This is a genomic window from Asticcacaulis solisilvae (assembly GCF_017875235.1).
GTDB classification, from domain to species: domain Bacteria; phylum Pseudomonadota; class Alphaproteobacteria; order Caulobacterales; family Caulobacteraceae; genus Asticcacaulis; species Asticcacaulis solisilvae_A.
The window spans coordinates 1-18280 of sequence record NZ_JAGGMI010000022.1; the positions used below are offsets into that span (position 1 = coordinate 1).

The 18280-nt window shown below is 60.9% G+C and carries 18 protein-coding genes; 12 read left to right on the plus strand and 6 right to left on the minus strand.

What is annotated here, in order from left to right:
- A partial coding sequence (locus tag J2X24_RS21570) for a hypothetical protein (RefSeq protein WP_209726050.1) occupies positions 1-206 on the plus strand: 206 nt, incomplete at its 5' end.
- A 369-nt stretch (positions 207-575) separates the two neighbouring features.
- Here the strand turns inward: J2X24_RS21570 and J2X24_RS21575 are convergent.
- From J2X24_RS21575 to J2X24_RS21585, 3 genes are all read right to left on the minus strand, one after another.
- Positions 576-1538 (minus strand): CPBP family intramembrane glutamic endopeptidase, encoded by a 963-nt coding sequence (locus J2X24_RS21575; protein WP_209726052.1) that lies wholly within the window; start codon positions 1536-1538, stop codon positions 576-578.
- A gap of 144 nt (positions 1539-1682) precedes the next feature.
- Entirely contained in the window at positions 1683-2630 is a 948-nt protein-coding gene (locus tag J2X24_RS21580) for a CPBP family intramembrane glutamic endopeptidase (RefSeq protein WP_209726054.1), read from the minus strand.
- A gap of 57 nt (positions 2631-2687) precedes the next feature.
- Complete coding sequence (locus J2X24_RS21585) at positions 2688-3470, minus strand: helix-turn-helix transcriptional regulator (RefSeq protein WP_209726056.1); 783 nt, start codon at positions 3468-3470, stop codon at positions 2688-2690.
- Positions 3471-3597: 127 nt separating this feature from the next.
- On the opposite strand from J2X24_RS21585, the gene J2X24_RS21590 reads away from it, so the two are divergent.
- Both J2X24_RS21590 and J2X24_RS21595 read left to right on the plus strand, forming a co-directional pair.
- Complete coding sequence (locus J2X24_RS21590) at positions 3598-3987, plus strand: hypothetical protein (protein ID WP_209726058.1); 390 nt, start codon at positions 3598-3600, stop codon at positions 3985-3987.
- A 195-nt stretch (positions 3988-4182) separates the two neighbouring features.
- Positions 4183-4608 carry a hypothetical protein gene (locus tag J2X24_RS21595; protein ID WP_245345026.1) on the plus strand — a complete coding sequence of 142 codons (426 nt, stop codon included), beginning with the start codon at positions 4183-4185 and terminating at the stop codon, positions 4606-4608.
- Between the two features lie 141 nt (positions 4609-4749).
- On the opposite strand, the gene J2X24_RS21600 is transcribed toward J2X24_RS21595, so the two are convergent.
- Positions 4750-5556, minus strand: a complete 807-nt coding sequence (locus J2X24_RS21600; protein WP_209726062.1) for an RNA methyltransferase — start codon at positions 5554-5556, stop codon at positions 4750-4752.
- Positions 5557-5846: 290 nt separating this feature from the next.
- Here J2X24_RS21600 and J2X24_RS21605 point away from each other — a divergent pair, with 290 nt between their 5' ends.
- Together J2X24_RS21605 and J2X24_RS21610 are read left to right on the plus strand one after the other, a co-directional pair.
- On the plus strand, positions 5847-6311 hold the full coding sequence (locus J2X24_RS21605; RefSeq protein ID WP_209726064.1) for an SRPBCC domain-containing protein: 465 nt from the start codon (positions 5847-5849) through the stop codon (positions 6309-6311).
- Entirely contained in the window at positions 6308-6619 is a 312-nt protein-coding gene (locus tag J2X24_RS21610; RefSeq protein ID WP_209726066.1) for an ArsR/SmtB family transcription factor, read from the plus strand. Before J2X24_RS21605 ends, J2X24_RS21610 begins: the two co-directional genes overlap by 4 nt.
- Here J2X24_RS21610 and J2X24_RS21615 read toward each other — a convergent pair.
- Positions 6616-7419 (minus strand): hypothetical protein, encoded by an 804-nt coding sequence (locus J2X24_RS21615; protein ID WP_209726068.1) that lies wholly within the window; start codon positions 7417-7419, stop codon positions 6616-6618. The genes J2X24_RS21610 and J2X24_RS21615 overlap by 4 nt on opposite strands.
- Positions 7420-7560: 141 nt before the next feature.
- Between J2X24_RS21615 and J2X24_RS21620 the strand changes: the two genes are divergently transcribed.
- From J2X24_RS21620 to J2X24_RS21650, 7 genes are all read left to right on the plus strand, one after another.
- Positions 7561-8772: an NADP-dependent isocitrate dehydrogenase gene (locus J2X24_RS21620; RefSeq protein ID WP_209726070.1), complete on the plus strand. Its 1212-nt coding sequence runs from the start codon at positions 7561-7563 to the stop codon at positions 8770-8772.
- Positions 8773-8954: 182 nt separating this feature from the next.
- Positions 8955-10085, plus strand: a complete 1131-nt coding sequence (locus J2X24_RS21625) for an SGNH/GDSL hydrolase family protein (RefSeq protein WP_209726072.1) — start codon at positions 8955-8957, stop codon at positions 10083-10085.
- 75 nt (positions 10086-10160) lie between these two features.
- Positions 10161-11243 carry an SGNH/GDSL hydrolase family protein gene (locus tag J2X24_RS21630; RefSeq protein WP_245345027.1) on the plus strand — a complete coding sequence of 361 codons (1083 nt, stop codon included), beginning with the start codon at positions 10161-10163 and terminating at the stop codon, positions 11241-11243.
- Positions 11244-11491: 248 nt separating this feature from the next.
- Positions 11492-12556: a zinc-binding metallopeptidase family protein gene (locus J2X24_RS21635; protein WP_209726074.1), complete on the plus strand. Its 1065-nt coding sequence runs from the start codon at positions 11492-11494 to the stop codon at positions 12554-12556.
- A 258-nt stretch (positions 12557-12814) separates the two neighbouring features.
- Positions 12815-13864 (plus strand): GDSL-type esterase/lipase family protein, encoded by a 1050-nt coding sequence (locus J2X24_RS21640; protein ID WP_209726076.1) that lies wholly within the window; start codon positions 12815-12817, stop codon positions 13862-13864.
- A 63-nt stretch (positions 13865-13927) separates the two neighbouring features.
- Complete coding sequence (locus J2X24_RS21645) at positions 13928-14581, plus strand: DUF2939 domain-containing protein (RefSeq protein WP_209726078.1); 654 nt, start codon at positions 13928-13930, stop codon at positions 14579-14581.
- A 37-nt stretch (positions 14582-14618) separates the two neighbouring features.
- Positions 14619-15545, plus strand: a complete 927-nt coding sequence (locus tag J2X24_RS21650; RefSeq protein WP_209726080.1) for an AEC family transporter — start codon at positions 14619-14621, stop codon at positions 15543-15545.
- 43 nt (positions 15546-15588) lie between these two features.
- Here J2X24_RS21650 and alaS read toward each other — a convergent pair whose 3' ends face one another.
- A complete protein-coding gene (gene alaS / locus J2X24_RS21655; protein ID WP_209726081.1) occupies positions 15589-18225 on the minus strand; it encodes an alanine--tRNA ligase in 2637 nt (878 codons plus the stop codon).
- Between the last annotated feature and the right edge of the window lie 55 nt (positions 18226-18280).

The window sequence follows — 18280 nt, forward strand, 5'->3', positions numbered from 1 at the left end:
AACACTTTGGTAGTCGTGTAGAGATGTATCTCAACATCTCCGCTAGATCACCGCCGCCTGCGTTTCTCTTTCCAATATCTACAATGTCAAAGACCGAAAATGCACCGCCGAGCGGCACAAGAATTTCTATCACCAAACGGCGGTTAAACCGTCCAGAGCGACAACCTTATCTCGTTATCGAAGAGAGCGGCGCTTATACCGCTTAATTTTTCCGTGTCAAGCAATTCTTTTTAAAAAGAATTTCTTTCCTTCGGTTTGCTTCAGACGCTTAAGAGCTTCATCAGCGGAGCGGCGCTTATACCGCTTTAATTTTCCGTGTCAAGCAATTCTTTTTAAAAAGAATTTTTTGTCTCGGAGTGCTTCAGAAACCCGAGGGCTTCGTCAGCGGAGCGGCGTATATAATCGCTCCATTTTTTGCGTCAAGCGATTCTTCCGAAAAAGTTTCGCTGTCCGCGGCCCCGTCGAAACCGCTTGGAAGCGCCGTCGCCGGGAGTGGTGCTTCTAGTGAGACCGCCCCGGGGAGTCAACGACCTTTTTGCCGATTTCTTATATAATTGCGTTACGCTGCAATCTGCTTATTCAGCCAAGACCGGAAAGCCTTTTGGCGGATTGCGGCGCAGCTGCCAGGCCAGCCATATCGTACCCGTCAGCAGGACGGCCGTCGCGACCACACTCCCCTCGGGACCAAAGCTGCCGCCGGTCAGCCACCACGCCGCGTCTTTCGTTCCGATCAGATCTATAAGCGGCGCGACCTTTACCGCCATGCCGCTGACTTCCAGCCCGACACCGCCACTGAGCATCCAGTTCCACGCCGCGTGCCACCCGCATACGCCCCACAAGGACTGCTCCCGGATGGCGTAGAGGCTGAAGAAGACGCCCACCAGCAGGATGTTCAGCAAGCCGAGCCCCAGTTGCGGCGTCGGCGGCGTGTTCAGGGAATGCATGAGAGAGAAGATGACGGAATTGACGCCAATGGCCCAGTACATGCCGTGGCGCGAAGCGATAAGCTGCATCAGCCACCCACGCATCAGTATCTCCTCGCCACTGCCCTGGATGCAGAAGCCGACCAACAGCACCAGGATAGGCACGAAGGCCGACAGTGAAGGCGCCGCCCAGATGCCCGGCGATTCGATGCGATATCCGCCCAAAAGCGCGAGGCCGCCGACGACCGCGCCCAGGAAACCAAGTCCGATGAGAAAGCCCCGCCCAAAACGCTTCAGCCCCTGCCCGTTAAATCCGATTGTCTGCAGGCCGCGGCGCTCAAAAAAGCGTACCCACAGAAAGATCGCCACGGACGTAACCGCGCAGGCGAACAGGGATGACGCAAATACCGGCCATTCCGGCAGGACGGCCAACAGCGACGCCTGGAGGTTTTGGGGATCGATCCGGATGCCTGCCAAATTGATGGCCGTCATCAGGAAAACCGGCAAAAGCACAATCTGCAGCGCCAGGAAGACGATCCCCAACGCGATGATTGCCAAGCTCCAGGTCCGGCGATGCTTCGCCAGACGTGGCGCATAGAGTTCGATACCGGCCATCTTTACTCCCTGCCCTGCGGCCACACGGATGTTTCCGCCATAGTGGCACGATGCGGAAGCAAGACAAGGGGATAGTTCTCAGCTTGAAGCCCTCTCTGGCGGCAAACCGTCAGGAACCTGCTTTGGCGCTTGCCGGGACATGCTTTAGTGATCGATGATCGTCTCATAGCTTTCGCGGACCGGGGCAGGCTTGCCCGATCCGCCTTTCCTGCCGCGGAAACAGGTGGCAAGCAGCAGCACCGCCATGCTCGTCATAATAATGCTGGCGTTCGGACCAAAGTCGCCGCCTGTCCAGATCCAGTCATGCTCCACCGGCGCCTCGATCTTGAGCAAGGCGGGCGTGATATTCAACCGGCCGCCATCGACGTTCAGCCCGAATCCCCAGCCCAGGGTCAGGTTCCACGCGGCGTGAAATCCGCATATGCCCCACAGGCTTTGCTCGCGCATGGCGCGCAGACACATATACCAGCTGATCAACATGATATTGATGACGCCGAGCAGCGCTTCGGGCGAACGCAATACCCCCGGCCCGCCCTGAATGACGAGGCAGGCGACCATGTTGAAGGCGACGGCCAGTACCGCCCCCCACTGTCCCGCTACGGTTTGCAGCATCCAGCCACGGAACATGGCCTCGGTCACCGTCGCCTGCAGGAGGGTGCCGATGATGGCCAGCGCGCTGGCGAGCAGCCAGGTCGGCGTCAGGTGGTCGTACCAGGCGCCAGGACCGACGATTTCGTATTGCGCGACCAGGCCGATTTCCACCACCGCGACCACGACCATAATGAAGCCTGACAGAAAGCCGGCGCCAAACCGCCTGCCCTGCCACGGGCCGAGGCCGACCGATGAGAGCGGACGCCCTTCGAAATAGCGCAGCCACAGCCATAAGAGCAGCAGTACGGGCCCCGAAGCGAACAGGGCCGCCAGATTATCCTGCCAGCGGCCGCTGGCGGCGGAAACATTAAGCCCGAAAACAGCGGCGACCCGGCCGGACAGCCACACGCCGGCATAGATGAACAGCCAGACCAGTGGAATGGTCAGAAGCGCCCATGTCCGGCGATGCGGTTTCGGCGAATAAATTTCAGTGCCCGCCATGCTGCCCCCTTTGCGCGGCGGAGGTTTCCATAGTTAACGGCGGCTGGCAAGCCCGGCTTAGGCGCTGGCGCCGCGCAAAATGGCCTGGGTCGCCGCATCCGCTGGAAAGAAGGCTTCGATGGCGATCTCCGAAAGGGTGACGTCGAACGGCGCACCGAAAACAGTCGTGGTTGAAAAGAAGGACAGTTCGCCCATCGGCAGGCGCAGCTTCAGAGGCACATAGACGTCTCCGAAGTCGCCATGTCCACTATCCTCCGGCGCGGGCAGGGCTTCGAGGTCGGCGAGCAACTGCGACAAGGCGCCGTCGCCCGAGGCCTGCATCTGGTGGCGTAGCCGCATCAGGATGTGCGTCCGCCACTGGCCGAGATTGGCGATGAAGGGCGCAAAGCCTTCCGGATGCAGCGACAGCTTCAGCACATTGATCGGCGGTTCCAGCAGGGTCTTGTCCGCCACTACCGCCAGAAGGTTTTGCAAGCTTTGGTTGGCGGCGATAAGCGTCCAATGCGGGTCAATCGCCAGCGCCGGATAAGGATCGTGCGCGTCAAGAAGCTGATCGATTGCCGCGCGCGCCGCCGCCAGCGACGGGTCGTCGAGGCTGCGCGCCAGGTACATGGCGGCATAGCCTGCCGCGTTGAGCAGCCGGTTGCGTTCGCGCAACGGCATGTCCAGCACTTCGGACAGGCGGATGACCATGTCGCGGCTGGGGACCGACCGGCCTGTCTCGATAAAGCTCAAATGCTTCTGTGAAATTTCGGCGTCGAGCGCCAGGTCGAGCTGGCTCATGCGCCGGCGTGCCCGCCAGTCTTTCAACAGTTCGCCGAATGCGTGGGTCGCGGTCATGTCTTGCTCCTCATTGTCAGGCTTAGAGCGTGCGCCACGGCGTTTCAATTACCTCCCGCTTAATCGACATGCCGCCCGGCTTGCGGGATCATCGGCCATCATCCAACGAGCCAAAGGAGATGTGCTCATGTTCGCGTCCAATCTGTTGAAATTCGCCCTGATCGCCGATGCCATGGCCAGCGCCGCCATGGGCCTGCTGCTGGCGGGAGGCGCGGGCCTTCTGTCCGGCTTTCTCAACCTGCCGCAGGAGCTGCTGTTCTATGCCGGCCTGTTCCTGGTGCCCTATGGGCTGGGCGTCGCCTGGATCGGCACGCGGCCACAGATCTCGCGGCCGCTGGCCTGGCTGGTCGTGGCGCTGAATGGGCTCTGGGTCGCGGACAGTATCGGCCTTCTGGTCACCGACCTTGTCAGTCCGAATGCCTGGGGCACGGCGTTTGTCGCGGCGCAAGCCCTGGCGGTTACCGTATTTGCCATCACCCAGATCGCGGGACTGAAGCAGGCTCAGCGTCTGGCCTAAGATTGACAGGTCATGCGCCCGGGCTTAAGCCTCGGCGCATGACCGCGATGACGATCCATACCCAGCAGCAGCAAACCCGCCAACTTCCGGCGCGGGTGCGTTTGGCTGGCTGAAGGATCGCTTCAACCGCTTTGCAACCCCGCCCGGCCGGCGGGGTTTTTCTTTGGCCGTCCGGGTTATCCCATGGAGAACCTTATGACCTTTACCACCGACACCGAAATCGACCGCATTGCCTCAGGCGTATTGGGGTTGAGCCTGCCGAAAGCGGAATGGACGCATGCCGCGCACTTTGCCCTGGCCCTGTGGCTGCTCAGGCATCGCGAGGATGTGCCGTCGATCATACCCGGCGTTATCCGCGCCTATAATGAAGCGACCGGTGTGAAGAATACCGACAGCAGCGGCTACCACGAGACGATCACCCAGGTTTCGGTTCGCGCTGCCAGGGCGTTCGCATCTGGGTTCGCGGCGGACCACCCGCTGTATGACCTGGCCAATCGGCTGATGGCGTCGGAGCTTGGCTGCTCGGACTGGCTCTTGGCCTATTGGTCGAAGGAGCGACTGTTCACGCCTGAGGCCCGCCGCGAATGGATCGAGCCAGATGTTAGGGCGCTGGGGTTTTAATTCCTCCTCCCTGTCGCGCAGCGATGGGGAGGTGTCAGCGAGCGAAGCGAAGGTGACGGAGTGGTATTTTCTGACCGCTGCACCCCTCCGGCGAGACAGGCTCGCCACCTCCCCACGCAAGCGTAGGGAGGAGAAAAAGCGCTACTCGCCCTCGCCTTTTTCCTTCGCCAGCTTAGCGAGGACCCGACCACGCCCCTTGGTCAGGGCGGTGACGACGCCGCGCCAGGTGCGGATCTCCTGCTCTGTCATGCGTGCGCGGTTCAGCGCCACGCGCAGGTTGCGCACCATCGACTCCTTCTTTTCCGGCGGGAAGAAGAAGCCGGCCTTTTCCAGTTCGTCCTCGAGATGGCCGTAAAGCCCATGCAGGTGTTTCAGGTCCGCCGGCTCGTCCATATTCTGCGTGAAGGCGGCCTTGGGAGCGTCCATGACCTTCAGGCGCCACTCATAAAGGACGATGTTCACCGCTTGGGCCAGGTTGAGCGAATGGAAGTGCGGATCGACCGGGATGGTGACGATGGCGTGAGACAGCGCGATGTCGCTGGTTTCCAGCCCTGCCCGTTCGGCGCCGAACAGCAAACCGGCTTTCATGTGCGTCTGCGCCTCGGCATAGGCCTGGTCGGCGCACTGGCGCGGCGTGATGATCGGCAGGTGGGTTTCGCGCGGCCGCGCCGTCGTGGCGTAGACCGTCTTGAGATCAGCAATGGCGTCGGCCAGGGTCGGGAAGATCTGCGCGCCATCCAGCGGCCAGTTGGCGCCCGACGAGGTCGCCCAGGCGCGTTCCTGTGGCCAGCCGTCGCGCGGCGCCACCAGACGCAGCTCCTGCAGGCCGAAATTGGCCATGACGCGGGCGACCGAGCCAATATTGTCGGCGAGCTGCGGCCGGTCAAGGATTACACACGGCAGGGTCAGGTTCGGATCGAGCGGCGGCGCAGGACGGGCATCTTTCATGGCGCGGCTTATAGGGGAAGCAGTGTTGGCAGGGAAGAGGCTGCGAAACGATCGCACTTAATCCCCTCTCCCCGCTTGCGGGGAGAGGGTTAGGGTGAGGGGCAATCGGACAGAGCGGCATGCGCGGAAACACTGTTTGCCCCCATCCGGTCCTTCGGACCACCTTCTCCCCGCACGCGGGGAGAAGTGAAGGCAGGAAGAGACTTGCCAAAATACACAAGTTTAAACTTGACTATTTAAACAGAAAGAAATACTGAATTTTAAACTTCACCATTGTAAGGAAGAATTCCATGCCTGCCGTTCACGCCACCTTCATCACCGAAACCACCTATCCGCACCCCGTCGCCAAGGTGTTCACCGCTTTTTCCGATACAGCCATAAAAGCCCGCTGGTTCAGCCATCCCACCGCCGATGGCAGCTATGACAACGACTTCCGCCTGGGCGGCAGTGAAAGCTCACGCTGGGTCATGGACGCTTCGACGCCGTTTCCAGGCGCCGTCATTACCTCCGAAGGCCTTTATCTCGACATCGTTCCCGAACGCCGCATTGCCTCAGGATCGAACATGATGATGAACGGCACCCCCTTCTCGGCTTCGCTGGTAACGTTCGAGTTCGAAGAAGACGGCGACGGCACACGCCTTATCTGTACGCACCATGGCGCCTATTTCGAGAACGCGGATGGTCCGGAAATGCGCAAGGACGGATGGCAACAATTGCTGGGCCAGCTTGCCGCCGTGCTGAATGGCGATCGATGACGGACGCGAATAAAGTCCTGCAAGCATTGGGCGACGCCACGCGCCGCGACATGGTCGAACGTCTGACCGACACGGCCATGTCGGTCTCAGCCCTGGCTGCGCCCTACGACATGACCCTGACGGCGGTGGCGCAGCATCTGGCAATCCTGGAAGCCGCCGGCCTGGTCAAGACCGAGAAAAACGGCCGCGTCCGCTCCTGCCGGCTTGATACAAAAGGTTTCGATATTCTCGATGCCTGGTCGAAGGCGCGCCGCCCCTTGTGGCAAAAACGGCTGGACGCATTAGGCGATGTGCTGGATGAGACCTAATCGGCGATCCCGCTGCCCGGCCACGCGCTGGACGCAGCCACGGCGATGGCTTCATTGATAATCGTGTAGAGCGCTGCCGAAACCCGGTCGTACTCGACCTGCTCGTCACCATCGAAGCCCTGGTCGTTCCACGAGCCCATGCCGCCAAACACCCAGGCCGCGGACGCAGCGCTCAGCAGGCCCCGCGCCTTCTGCGAAAGCGTATGCGGCGGATAGAGGTCCTGATGGTAGCCGGGATGACGATCCGCGTTGTTCAAAGCTTCGAGTCCACTGTCAAAACAACTGGTAAAGCCCTCATTGCCGCTATGCCGGATCGAAAACGCGCGGATGTCACGCAACGCTGTTTCAAAGTCCGCCACGACGACGGACAGGTTGCGCATACCGTGCGGCCGGGTTGGCGCGCCAGCATGGCGGAAATAATCGACACGCCAGATACGGCCGTCGGGCGCTGACGGATCGCCGATATCCCATTCCGATGTCCAGACATCGCTGGTGCCGTCGGCCATGACCGCTTCGATCGCCCATATGCCCCCACCGCCGGCAAATCCCGCGGTCATCCGGTTATCGTCCAAGGACGCCTGGTGCAGCAGCAGCCCTTTCGCCTGTTGCTGCCGTATCCAGTCAAACCACAGGTCGGGCGTCGCCGTCAGCGTCTTGTCACTTTCGGCGTCCCGGAATGCGACGTACTCGGCGAAACGGCAGGTCGAATTGCCAGGAAAGAACCGCTCCCCGCGCATGTCGCGCAACACGGCATTACCGTGACAGGTCAGCGCGACAAGCTGCGCGATCTCGCCGTTCATTTCGCATCTCCCGGTCCCGCCAGGCACACGCATTAATCCAGTTTGCGCCCGATGTCATTTCGTCTATAGCGGTGGCCGTCAGCGCCGAGTGCGATCCTGTGTGTCGCCTCACGTGCGCTTCGTTTGAGAGAGGACACTCGCATGGCCAAAATCAAGGTGGCAAACCCCGTCGTCGACATCGACGGCGATGAAATGACCCGCATCATCTGGCAGCTTATCAAGGACAAGCTGATCCACCCGTATCTCGACATCGAACTGCAATATTTCGATCTCGGCATGGAACACCGCGACGCCACCGACGACCAGGTCACCATCGATGCCGCCAACGCCATCAAGGCCTGCGGCGTCGGCGTCAAGTGCGCCACCATCACGCCGGACGAAGCCCGCGTGAAGGAATTCAATCTCAAGAAGATGTGGAAGTCGCCCAACGGCACCATCCGCAACATCCTGGGCGGCGTCGTGTTCCGCGAGCCGATCATCTGCAAGAACGTCCCGCGCCTGGTTCCGGGCTGGACCCAGCCTATCGTCGTCGGCCGTCACGCCTTTGGCGACCAGTACAAGGCCACCGACTTCCTGATGCCGGGCAAGGGCACGCTCTCGATCAAGTTCGTCGGCGACGATGGTCAGGTGATCGAGCACGAAGTCTTCAAGTCGCCTGGCCCCGGCGTCGCCATGGGCATGTATAACCTCGACGAATCGATCCGCGACTTCGCTCGCGCCTCGTTCGAATACGGCATCAAGCGCAACTATCCGGTCTACCTGTCGACCAAGAACACCATCCTGAAGGCCTATGACGGCCGCTTCAAGGACATCTTCCAAGAGATTTTCGACGCCGAATACGCCGCGAAGTTCAAGGAACTGGGCCTCACCTACGAGCACCGCCTGATCGACGACATGGTCGCTTCGGCGCTGAAGTGGTCCGGCGGTTTCGTCTGGGCGTGCAAGAACTACGACGGCGACGTCCAGTCGGACACGGTCGCGCAGGGCTATGGTTCGCTGGGCCTGATGACCTCGGCCCTGGTCACGCCGGACGGCAAGGTCATGGAAGCCGAAGCCGCCCACGGCACGGTTACCCGCCACTATCGTCAGCACCAGAAGGGCGAATCGACCTCGACCAACTCGATGGCTTCGATCTTCGCCTGGACGCAAGGCCTGGCGCACCGCGCCAAGCTGGACGACAATGCCGAGCTGGCGCGCTTTGCCGAAACGCTGGAAAAGGTCTGCATCGACACCGTCGAAGCTGGCTTCATGACCAAGGACCTGGCGCTGCTGGTTGGTCCGAACCAGAGCTGGCTGACGACCGAGGGCTTCCTCGACAAGATCAGCGAGAACCTGAGCAAGGCGCTTTCTTAAAATCATGAGGGGAGCAAGCTCCCCTCATGCACTCCCCTCGTAGAGGTTTGAAAAGCCGTCCGTTCGCGGGCGGCTTTTTCGTGGGTGGGTGGCGACAAAAAATGACCTTCTGGCGACATTGACGGTCGCAATATTCGCGGTGATAGTCGTCGTACCAATATAATACCTTGAGGAAACACCCGATGCGCGCTGCCGCTTTTGCTTCGAGTCTTGCTGTCCTAAGCCTGCTTGCCCTAGCAATGCCCGCTGCCGCTGCAGAGAAGACGCTCCCCAACGAAGACGGTGCACATGTGAATATCGGCGGCCGCGTCTTTACCCGTGGTGAATACGGTTCGCCGTCTCCAGGCACGCCCGTCCACAGCAGCAAGACCGAACACACGCACCAATGGCCTGGGGTCTATTTCGAAACACGCATCGAAGGCGACAGTGTCGATCTGAGTTTTGACGACACGCACAATATCTACCGGCTATATGTCGATGGCCAGACACGCCAAACCTACGCCCGTCCAGGGAAGACCTCCATCACCGTCAAAGGCCTTGGTGCCGGTGCACATCTCATCCGGCTGGAAAAGCTGACCGAAAGCCAGTCTGAACGCGGATCGTTCAACGGTTTCAGCGTCAAAGACGGTCGGTTCCTGGCAATCAAGCCGCGTCCACGCCAGATCGAATTCATCGGCGATTCCTACACGGTCGGTTACGGCAACATGTCAGGCAAAAAACAGTGCACGCCCGATGAACTGCACGACACCACCGATACCTCGCAGGCCTACGGCCCTTTGACAGCAAAGGCATTTGACGCCGATTATCAGATCAATGCCTTTTCCGGCCGGGGCATCGTGCGCAACTATGACGGCTTTGCCGGCGATCCCCTGCCGGCGCTGCATCCCTACATCCTGTTCGACAAGAAGGATGAATATAAGGACGACAGCTGGAAGCCTCAGATCATTGTCATCGGCCTGGGCGGTAATGACTTCTCGACGCCGGTAAAGCCTGGCGAAAAGTGGAAGGACGAGGCCGCGCTCAAGGCCGACTACGAAGCCTCCTTTGTCGCCTTCGTCAAAACGCTGCGCGCCAAGCACCCGCAGGCCTTCTTCCTGCTGACCAAGTACGAAGGCCCGACAGTCGCAGAAGAAGTCGAAAAGGTCGCCGCTCAGTTGAAGGCTTCCGGCGAGACACGGCTCGATACGATCGGTCTCGATGGCTTTACGCTCAATGGCTGCGACTGGCATCTGGACAGCAACGACCACAAGCGCATTTCCGAGCAGTTGACTGGCTATTTCAAGACACATCCAGACCTGTGGCAGGGTAAATAGACTGTCACATATCCGACATTGACCGCGGCTAGGTTCGCTGGGATAGTTGCGTACAACCTACAGGATAGAAACCCCTTGCGTAATTCGCTGATTCTGGCGCTGGCCCTGATGGCCGCCGCCTCTCCCGCCTTCGCTGAAAAGGCGCTGCCCCTGCACATCGGGGGCCGTGTGGCGCCGGCGGAAGACGGCAAGGGCTATGTCCACCAATGGCCCGGTATCTATTTCGAAGGCCGCTTCCGTGGCACCGGCGCCGCTGTCCGCGTCAAGGACAGCGCCAATATCCTCGACATCTTCATCGACGATCAACTGGTTCGCACAATTTCCAAGCCTGGCGACGGCCAGATCGAATTCACCGGCCTGACCGACAGCGAACACAGCATCCGCGTCGAAAAGCGCACCGAGGCGGCGTGGACGTCGGCGCAGTTCAGCGGCATCTTCGTGCCCGACTCGGCTGAAGTCCTGAGCCTCAAGCCGCGCGCGCGCCAGATCGAGTTCATCGGTGATTCCTATACCGTCGGTTACGGCAACACCTCGCCAAAGCGCGAATGCCCGGGGGATGGGGTATGGGCGACGACGCAGACGCAACTGGCTTTCGGGCCGCTGACGGCCAAGCATTTCAATGCCGATTACCGCGTCAATGCCATTTCCGGCCGTGGCATCGTGCGCAACTATAATGGCAGCACGGGCCTTACCCTGCCCCAGGCCTATCCGAACATCGTCAATCTCGACAGCGGCGCGATTCCCGACACTGACGCCGCTTCCGACGACTGGGCGCCGCAGATTGTGGTGATCGGGCTCGGCACCAACGATTTTTCAACACCGCTCAATCCAGGCGAAAAGTGGAAGACGCGTGACGAACTGCAAAAGGATTACGTCTCGAACTATATCGGCTTCGTCCAATCCTTGCGCGCCGCCAATCCCGATGCCTATTTCGTCCTGATGGCGACCGACCAGGCCAACGGCGAAATCCAGGCCCAGGTCAAAAAGGTCCTGACCGGGCTCAAGGCCGCAGGTGAAACCCGCATCGCCTTTATCCCCATGAACGGCCTGACCTTCGAAGGCTGCGACTGGCATCCATCGACGGCCGACGACCTTAAGATATCGGCCAGTCTCGTCACCTTCCTGGATAGCCAGCCGGATATCTGGCATGGCCGCTAGAGCATGATGCGTTTAAGTCGACCGCCATCATGCTCTAGGTTTTTGTTTTGTCGCGATATTTAGCCAAGAACCGCTGCACACTTTTTGGCATATCGCTCTAGTCCTTTCCCAAAATTGTAAAGCAGTTATGGATTGAAGCGCGACGAGACAGAGAAGTAAGTCTTTTTAGAGCGACCTTCTCCTACACATCGATTCCTTACCCCTGAGCGCGGCATTGAGAGACGCGTTTTCTGGCAAGCAGGGAGCCCATGCGCCTTTTCCGATGCGACAATTGCGGCAACGCCGTCTATTTCGAAAACCGGTCGTGCGTCAGTTGCGGGTTCCGTCTGGCCTTCGTCCCGGAAGCCCTGGCCGTTCACACGGTCCAGTTGGACGCCGATGGCAAGCGCTGGCGCCGGCTGGATCAGCAACAGTTTGTCTATCGCTTCTGCGCCAACGAAAAATGGGACCTGTGCAACTGGATGGTCCCGGCGGAAAGCCAGGAGGATTACTGCGTCGCCTGCCGGCATAACGGCCTAGTGCCCGATCCGGCGACAGAGAATGGCCTCCGGCGGTGGCGGCGAATCGCCGATGCCCAGCGGCTATTATTCTACTCGTTTCTGCGCTGGGATCTGCCGCGGCCGACGCGCGCCGAAGATCCTGAGGGTGGCCTGCTCTTCGATTTGAAGGACGACGAGATCCTGCCGGACGGATCGTGCCAGCCGGTGCTCATCGGCCACGACGAAGGCCATATCGTCATCCGCACCGCCGAGGCCGATGATCCAACGCGTGAACAGCAGCGCGCCATGATGAATGAGCCTTATCGCACCCTGCTTGGTCATTTCCGCCACGAATGCGGCCACTTCATCTGGAATAGGATGGTGCGCGATGCCGGTAAGCTCGACAGCTTTCGGGCGGTATTCGGCGACGAACGGGCCGATTACGGCGAAGCGCTGGACAAGCACTATAAGGAAGGTCCGCCGCCTTTGTGGGGCGAAACCTTCATCAGCTATTACGCGACGACACATCCGTGGGAAGACTTCGCCGAATGCTTCGCGCATGTGCTGCACATCGTCGATTCGCTGGAAACCGCCCACATCTATGGCATCGCGCTGGCGCCCCCCAGCCATTCGGAACTGCGGGCGCACGCGGCCTTCGATCCCTATACCATCCTCGATTTCGACCAGATCGCCGAGGTGTGGATTCCTTTGAGCGTCGCGCTCAATTCAATCCACCATTCGATGGGCGAGCGCGACCTGTACCCCTTTATTCTAACCCCCGCGATTCAAGCGAAACTGAAATACGTGCACGGCTTACTCACCCGTCAAGTCTAGAGCGATATGGCGAAAAGTGCCAAGAAGCGTCTTTGGGGTTTTCGCCTTAAATATCGCGACAAAACAAAAACTTAGATCGGCATGATGTTTCCACTTAAAATCATACCGATCTAGGGGCATTTCCGACGCGCATCTGTCCCCAAAAACCGCTTCGCACGTTTGGGGATGCGCTTTTGGTCGTTACGACCCCGGCCGCCGGAGGCTCTTGTCTTCTTACGTCTTTACCGCTTACATCCCTTCCAGACAGGGAGTCCCGCCATGTGGAAATTCATCGCGCTTGCCGCCGTCCTCGCTTCGCCCGCGCTTGCCGATACGCGGCTCGACATGCATATCGGCGGCCGGACGCTGAAGGACGCCACGGGCTGGAGCTATCAATGGCCGGCGGTCTATTTCGAAAGCCGCTTTACCGGTGATACGGTCACACTGAAGTTCGACGACCCAAGCAACAACCTGAATATCGTGGTCGATGGCCGCATCGTCGCCATCGTGAAAAAGCCGGGCAAGACGGAGCACCGCCTCGATCACCTGGGCGCTGGCGAACACACGGTCCGGCTGGAAAAGCGCTCCGAAACACAATACGCCACCGGCCGCTTCGAAGGCTTCTTCGTGCCGGAAAAGGCGGCCGCCCTGCCCGCCCCGGCCTATGCGCGCCAGATCGAGTTCATCGGCGATTCGCTGACCGTCGGCTATGGCAATACCTCGCCCTATAATGATTGCACACCGGAAGAGGTGTTTGAGACCACCGACACGCAGCAGGGCTTCGGGCCGCTGATCGCCAAGCATTTCAAGGCGGCTTACCGCGTCAATGCGTTTTCGGGCCTAGGTATGGTGCGCAATTACGGCGGCTTCGAGCACCCGAAGTACCGCATGCCGATGCTTTATCCACGCGCGATCTATGACGAGATTCAGGCCGATTCGTCGCCATGGACACCGCAGATCATCATTACCGGTATCGGGGGCAACGACTTTTCGACGCCGGTCAAGACTGGTGAGCCGTGGAAGAGCCAGGCGGAACTCAAGGCCGATTATGTCAAGACTTACACGGCCTTCGTCAAAAACCTGCGAGCCAAGAACCCGAGGGCCTTTCTGATCGTGGCGGTGGCGGATGGCCGCGGCGACTACACCGACGGCACGCGCGAGGTTTACGAGGCGATCAAGGCTTCGGGCGACACGCGTATCGGTTACGCCACCATTCCGGAGACCAAGGGCGGCAGTTGTTATCACCCCAATACACGCGACGATGCGGCCATCGCGAAGATGTATATCGACTACATCTCGGCGCGTCCGGAACTGTGGCAGGGCAAATAGTCCTGTTTCAACGCCTTGAGCCGTGTTAGGATTGGTTAACAAGAACTTTCGAGGGGTGTTTCCGTGGGGCGCGTTCTAGCGATTTTCCTGGCTATCGTTCTGGTCGGCGGCGCTGGCCTGTTCTACGCCTCACCGCTCATCGCCTTCTATGATGTGCGCAGTTCCGCGCGCGCCGAAGATGTCGAGGCCTTGGCCAAGCTGATCAACTTCACCTCTGTGCGCACCAGCCTGAAGGCGCAGCTCGAAGCTGGCGACAAGGGCGTTTCCGCTCCGCCGCCGTCGGCGATCGACGATCCGGCGGGCGCCGCCGGCAAGGCCGTCAAGGATATCGGTGACAGCATCGGCAAGGCGTGGGATGGCCTGGTCAATCCCAAGGCCGCAAAGGGTCCGGTCAAGCCGCCGGTCGATGTTGAACTGTACCTCAAGCCGAGCGCCATCCTGGCCTTGACCTATGGCGCCGGCAAGGACGCCCCGATCTATGATACCTCCGCCGTCGCCAAGCCGCCCATGCCCAGCATCGCCTTCTTCAGCCTCGACCGCTCGCGCCTGACGGTCAAGGACGCCGAGCGCGGCACGACCATCTTCACCTTTGAGCGCAAAGGCTTGATGAGCTGGGAAGTGACTCATATTGGCCTGCCCAAGCCCGGCGAAATCGAAGCCGAAAAGGCCGCCGAAGCCGCCGCGTCGATGTCGGCAGCAGCCGCGCCTGCGCATTAAGGCTTGTAACTTATCCAACCAAAGCTAGAACGGCGGGATGCTCGATACTCTTATCCGCGTCCTCGTCTTCTTTGCCTTTATCGGCCTGGGCGTCCTGCTTGTCCGGTTCAAGCGGCTGAACGCGCAGGGGCTGGACGGACTGAGCGCTTATTTCTACTGGATCGGTTTCCCAAGCTGGCTGATGGTCAGCTTTGCGCGCCTGCCGGCCATCAGCCCCGCCCTGGCCGGTACGGTTGGCGGCTATGTCGCCGCCATGATTACCACCGCCGTCGTCGTCATGCTGGTGGCACGGCTGATCAAGGCGCCGTCCGAAGCCGCGACTGCCGCCGGCATGGCGGCCTATATCAACAATTCGGCCTTCTTAGGCATCCCGATCGCGCTCAGCCTGTTCGGCACCGAAGCCATCCATACCGGCCCGGTTGTCGTCGCCGCTGATTTTTTGATTCTGTTCAGTCTGGGTTGCGCAGGGTTGGCCAAGGCATCGGGACATACCCACCGCGAAGCCCTGATGCACACGGCGCGCAACCCGACCGTCATCGGTGGACTGATCGGCGTCATCATGATGCTGGCCGGCTTTCAGTTCCTGCCGCCGGTCGAAAATGCCCTGGATGTACTAGGCAAATCCGGTCCGCCGGTGGCATTGGTCGCGCTCGGCGGCATGTTGGGCCTGATGGAACCACGCATGGTGGTGCGCGCGGAGCCGGTCAGCGTCCTGGCCATCGCCGGCAAGATATTGCTGGCGCCGGCCCTGGTTGCTATCGTCATGACCCTGCTGCGCGTCGATCCGGCGACTTTCAAGGTGTGCGTCTTCCTGAGCGCGACGCCGACCGCCGTCAGCGTCTTCATCCAGACGAAAATGTACGGCACCTGGTACGAAGGCGCGGCGCGCACCGTGGCGCAAGGCACGGTGGCCAGTTTGCTGACCCTGTCCGCACTGGCGATCGTACTTACGCATATGGCCTGACGCGCGAACGCGTCAGGCCATATTTTCAATACTTCAGTCGAATTTAGATCAGCGCCTTGACCGCGGCGATGCCTTCATCGGCCTTGGTGTCGTCCGGCGCGCCGCCCTGCGCGAAGTCGGGCTTGCCGCCCGCGCCGGCACCGCCCATGGCGATGACCGCCGCCTTGGCCAGTTCAGCGGCGTTGAAGCGCGCCGTCAGGTCTGGTGACACCGCGACCGTAACCGCCGCCTTGCCGTCGAGCTTGCCGACCAGGGCGACAATGCCGCTGCCGACCTGCTTCTTGAAGTCTTCGGCGAGCGGGCGGAGATCCTTGCCGCCGACGCCTTCCAGCACGCGGGCCAGGACCCTGACGCCGTTGATGTCTTCCGGCCCGGCGGCCGCACCGCCTCCACCGACGGCCAAGGCGCGCTTGGCTTCGGCCAGTTCCTTTTCGAGGCGCTTGCGCTCGGCGACCAGGGCTTCGACGCGGGCTTCGACCTGCGCCACCGGCACCTTGAACTGGGCGGCCAGCGATTCGGCGACATTGGCCTCATCCAGCAGGTACTGACGCGCCGCTTCGCCGGTCAGGGCCTCGACGCGGCGGACACCGGCGGCGATGCCGGTTTCCGACACGATCTTGAACAGGGCGATGTCGCCGGTGCGCGCGACGTGCGTGCCGCCGCACAGTTCGACCGAGTATCTTTCTGAACCATCCAGGCCGTGGCCCAGCGTCAGGACGCGGACCTCGTCGCCGTACTTTTCACCGAACAGCGCCACGGCGCCGGCATCGATCGCCTGTTGCGGCGCCATCAGCTCGGTCTTGGCCGCTTCGTTTTGCAGGATGACCGCATTGACCTCGGTCTCGATACGCTTGAGCTCATCGGCCGTGAGGGGACCGCCGTGGCTGAAGTCGAAGCGCATGCGTTCGGCGTCGACCAATTGCCCCTTTTGCGCGACGTGCGGACCAAGGACATTCTTGAGCGCGGCGTGCACCAGGTGCGCGGCCGAGTGGTTCGAACGCGTGGTGCGACGCTTTTCAGCGTCGACCGTAAGCGTCGCCGTGTCGCCGACCTTGACCGAGCCTTCAGTCAGTTCGACGCGGTGGACATAGAGTTCGCCGGCCTGTTTTTGCGTGTCTAGGATGCGGCCCTTGCCACCCGAGAAGACGACTTCGCCGGTGTCACCGGCCTGGCCACCGCCTTCGGCGTAGAAGGAGGTGCGGTCAAACACGGCTTCGACCGTGTCGCCGGCCAGCGCACTGTCAACGCTCGCGCCTTCATGCACCAGAGCCAGCAGCTTACCTTCGATGCTCAGATCGTCATAGCCGGTAAAGGTCGAAGCGCCGACCTTGTCCTTGATGGCGAACCATTCGGCGGCGGTCGCTTTTTCGCCCGAACCGGCCCAGTTTTCCCGGCCGCGCGCCTTCTGTTCTTCCATGGCGGCTTCGAAGCCGGCGACATTGACGGTCAGGCCCTTGGCGCGCACGGCATCCTGGGTCAGATCGAGCGGGAAGCCATAGGTGTCGTAGAGCTTGAAGGCGGTTTCACCCGCCAGCATGTCGCCTTCCTTCAGGTCGCGCGTCGCCTCATCCAACAGGGTCATGCCGCGGCCGAGCGTACGGCGGAAGCGCTCCTCTTCCTGGCGCAGGGTCTCGACGATGGTCGCCTCGGCGCGCTTGAGCTCACCATAGTGATCGCCCATTTCACGCACAAGCGTCGGCGCCAGGCGGTGCAGCAATGGCTCCTGAGCGCCCAGCAGATAGGCGTGGCGCATGGCGCGGCGCATGATGCGACGCAGGACATACCCCCGGCCTTCGTTCGACGGCGTGACGCCATCGGCGATCAGGAAGGAGGTCGAACGCAGATGGTCGGCAATGACGCGGTGCGACGGCAGGCTGTCGCCTTCGGCCTTCACGCCCGTCGCTTCGACCGAGGCGCCAATCAGCACTTTGAACAGGTCGACATCGTAATTGTTGTGGACGCCCTGAAGCACGGCGGCGACGCGTTCCAGGCCCATGCCGGTATCAATCGACGGCTTGGGCAGCAGGACGCGCGTACCGTCCGGCTGCTGGTCGAACTGCATGAAGACCAGGTTCCAGATTTCGACGAAGCGGTCGCCGTCTTCTTCCGGCGAGCCCGGAGGGCCGCCCCAGATGTGCTCACCGTGGTCATAGAAGATTTCGGTGCACGGACCACACGGGCCGGTATCGCCCATAGACCAGAAGTTATCGCTGCCGGCGATGCGGATGATCCTTGATTCCGGCAGGCCGGCGATCTTCTTCCACAGGTCGAAGGCTTCATCGTCATCGATATAGACGGTGGTCAGCAGGCGGTCCGGATTCAGACCATAGTCCTTGGTAATCAGGGTCCAGGCGTGTTCGATCGCCTGTTCCTTGAAATAGTCGCCGAACGAGAAGTTACCCAGCATTTCAAAGAATGTGTGGTGACGCGCCGTATAGCCGACATTGTCCAGGTCGTTGTGCTTGCCGCCGGCGCGTACGACCTTCTGCGAGGTGGTGGCGCGCTTGTAGGGCCGCGTCTCGGCGCCGGTGAAGACGTTCTTGAACTGCACCATGCCCGCGTTGGTGAACATCAGGGTCGGATCGTTCTGCGGCACGAGCGCCGAGGACGCGACAACCTCATGATCGTGCTTGGCGAAGTAATCAAGGAAGGTCTGACGTATCTGGTTCAACGACGGCATGGGATAAAAACCGCTCCGGCAACAGGGAAATTTGTGAAGCCTATATAGCTATGTG

Coding starts and splice junctions, on each gene's coding strand:
- J2X24_RS21600 (WP_209726062.1), bottom strand. CDS start 5,556: ATGAAAGATGCCCGTCCTGCGCCGCCGCTCGATCCGAACCTGACCCTG.
- J2X24_RS21575 (WP_209726052.1), bottom strand. CDS start 1,538: ATGGCCGGTATCGAACTCTATGCGCCACGTCTGGCGAAGCATCGCCGG.
- J2X24_RS21585 (WP_209726056.1), bottom strand. CDS start 3,470: ATGACCGCGACCCACGCATTCGGCGAACTGTTGAAAGACTGGCGGGCA.
- J2X24_RS21590 (WP_209726058.1), top strand. CDS start 3,598: ATGTTCGCGTCCAATCTGTTGAAATTCGCCCTGATCGCCGATGCCATG.
- alaS (WP_209726081.1), bottom strand. CDS start 18,225: ATGCCGTCGTTGAACCAGATACGTCAGACCTTCCTTGATTACTTCGCC.
- J2X24_RS21610 (WP_209726066.1), top strand. CDS start 6,308: ATGACGGACGCGAATAAAGTCCTGCAAGCATTGGGCGACGCCACGCGC.
- J2X24_RS21580 (WP_209726054.1), bottom strand. CDS start 2,630: ATGGCGGGCACTGAAATTTATTCGCCGAAACCGCATCGCCGGACATGG.
- J2X24_RS21615 (WP_209726068.1), bottom strand. CDS start 7,419: ATGAACGGCGAGATCGCGCAGCTTGTCGCGCTGACCTGTCACGGTAAT.
- J2X24_RS21595 (WP_245345026.1), top strand. CDS start 4,183: ATGACCTTTACCACCGACACCGAAATCGACCGCATTGCCTCAGGCGTA.
- J2X24_RS21605 (WP_209726064.1), top strand. CDS start 5,847: ATGCCTGCCGTTCACGCCACCTTCATCACCGAAACCACCTATCCGCAC.
- J2X24_RS21625 (WP_209726072.1), top strand. CDS start 8,955: ATGCGCGCTGCCGCTTTTGCTTCGAGTCTTGCTGTCCTAAGCCTGCTT.
- J2X24_RS21640 (WP_209726076.1), top strand. CDS start 12,815: ATGTGGAAATTCATCGCGCTTGCCGCCGTCCTCGCTTCGCCCGCGCTT.
- J2X24_RS21650 (WP_209726080.1), top strand. CDS start 14,619: ATGCTCGATACTCTTATCCGCGTCCTCGTCTTCTTTGCCTTTATCGGC.
- J2X24_RS21620 (WP_209726070.1), top strand. CDS start 7,561: ATGGCCAAAATCAAGGTGGCAAACCCCGTCGTCGACATCGACGGCGAT.
- J2X24_RS21635 (WP_209726074.1), top strand. CDS start 11,492: ATGCGCCTTTTCCGATGCGACAATTGCGGCAACGCCGTCTATTTCGAA.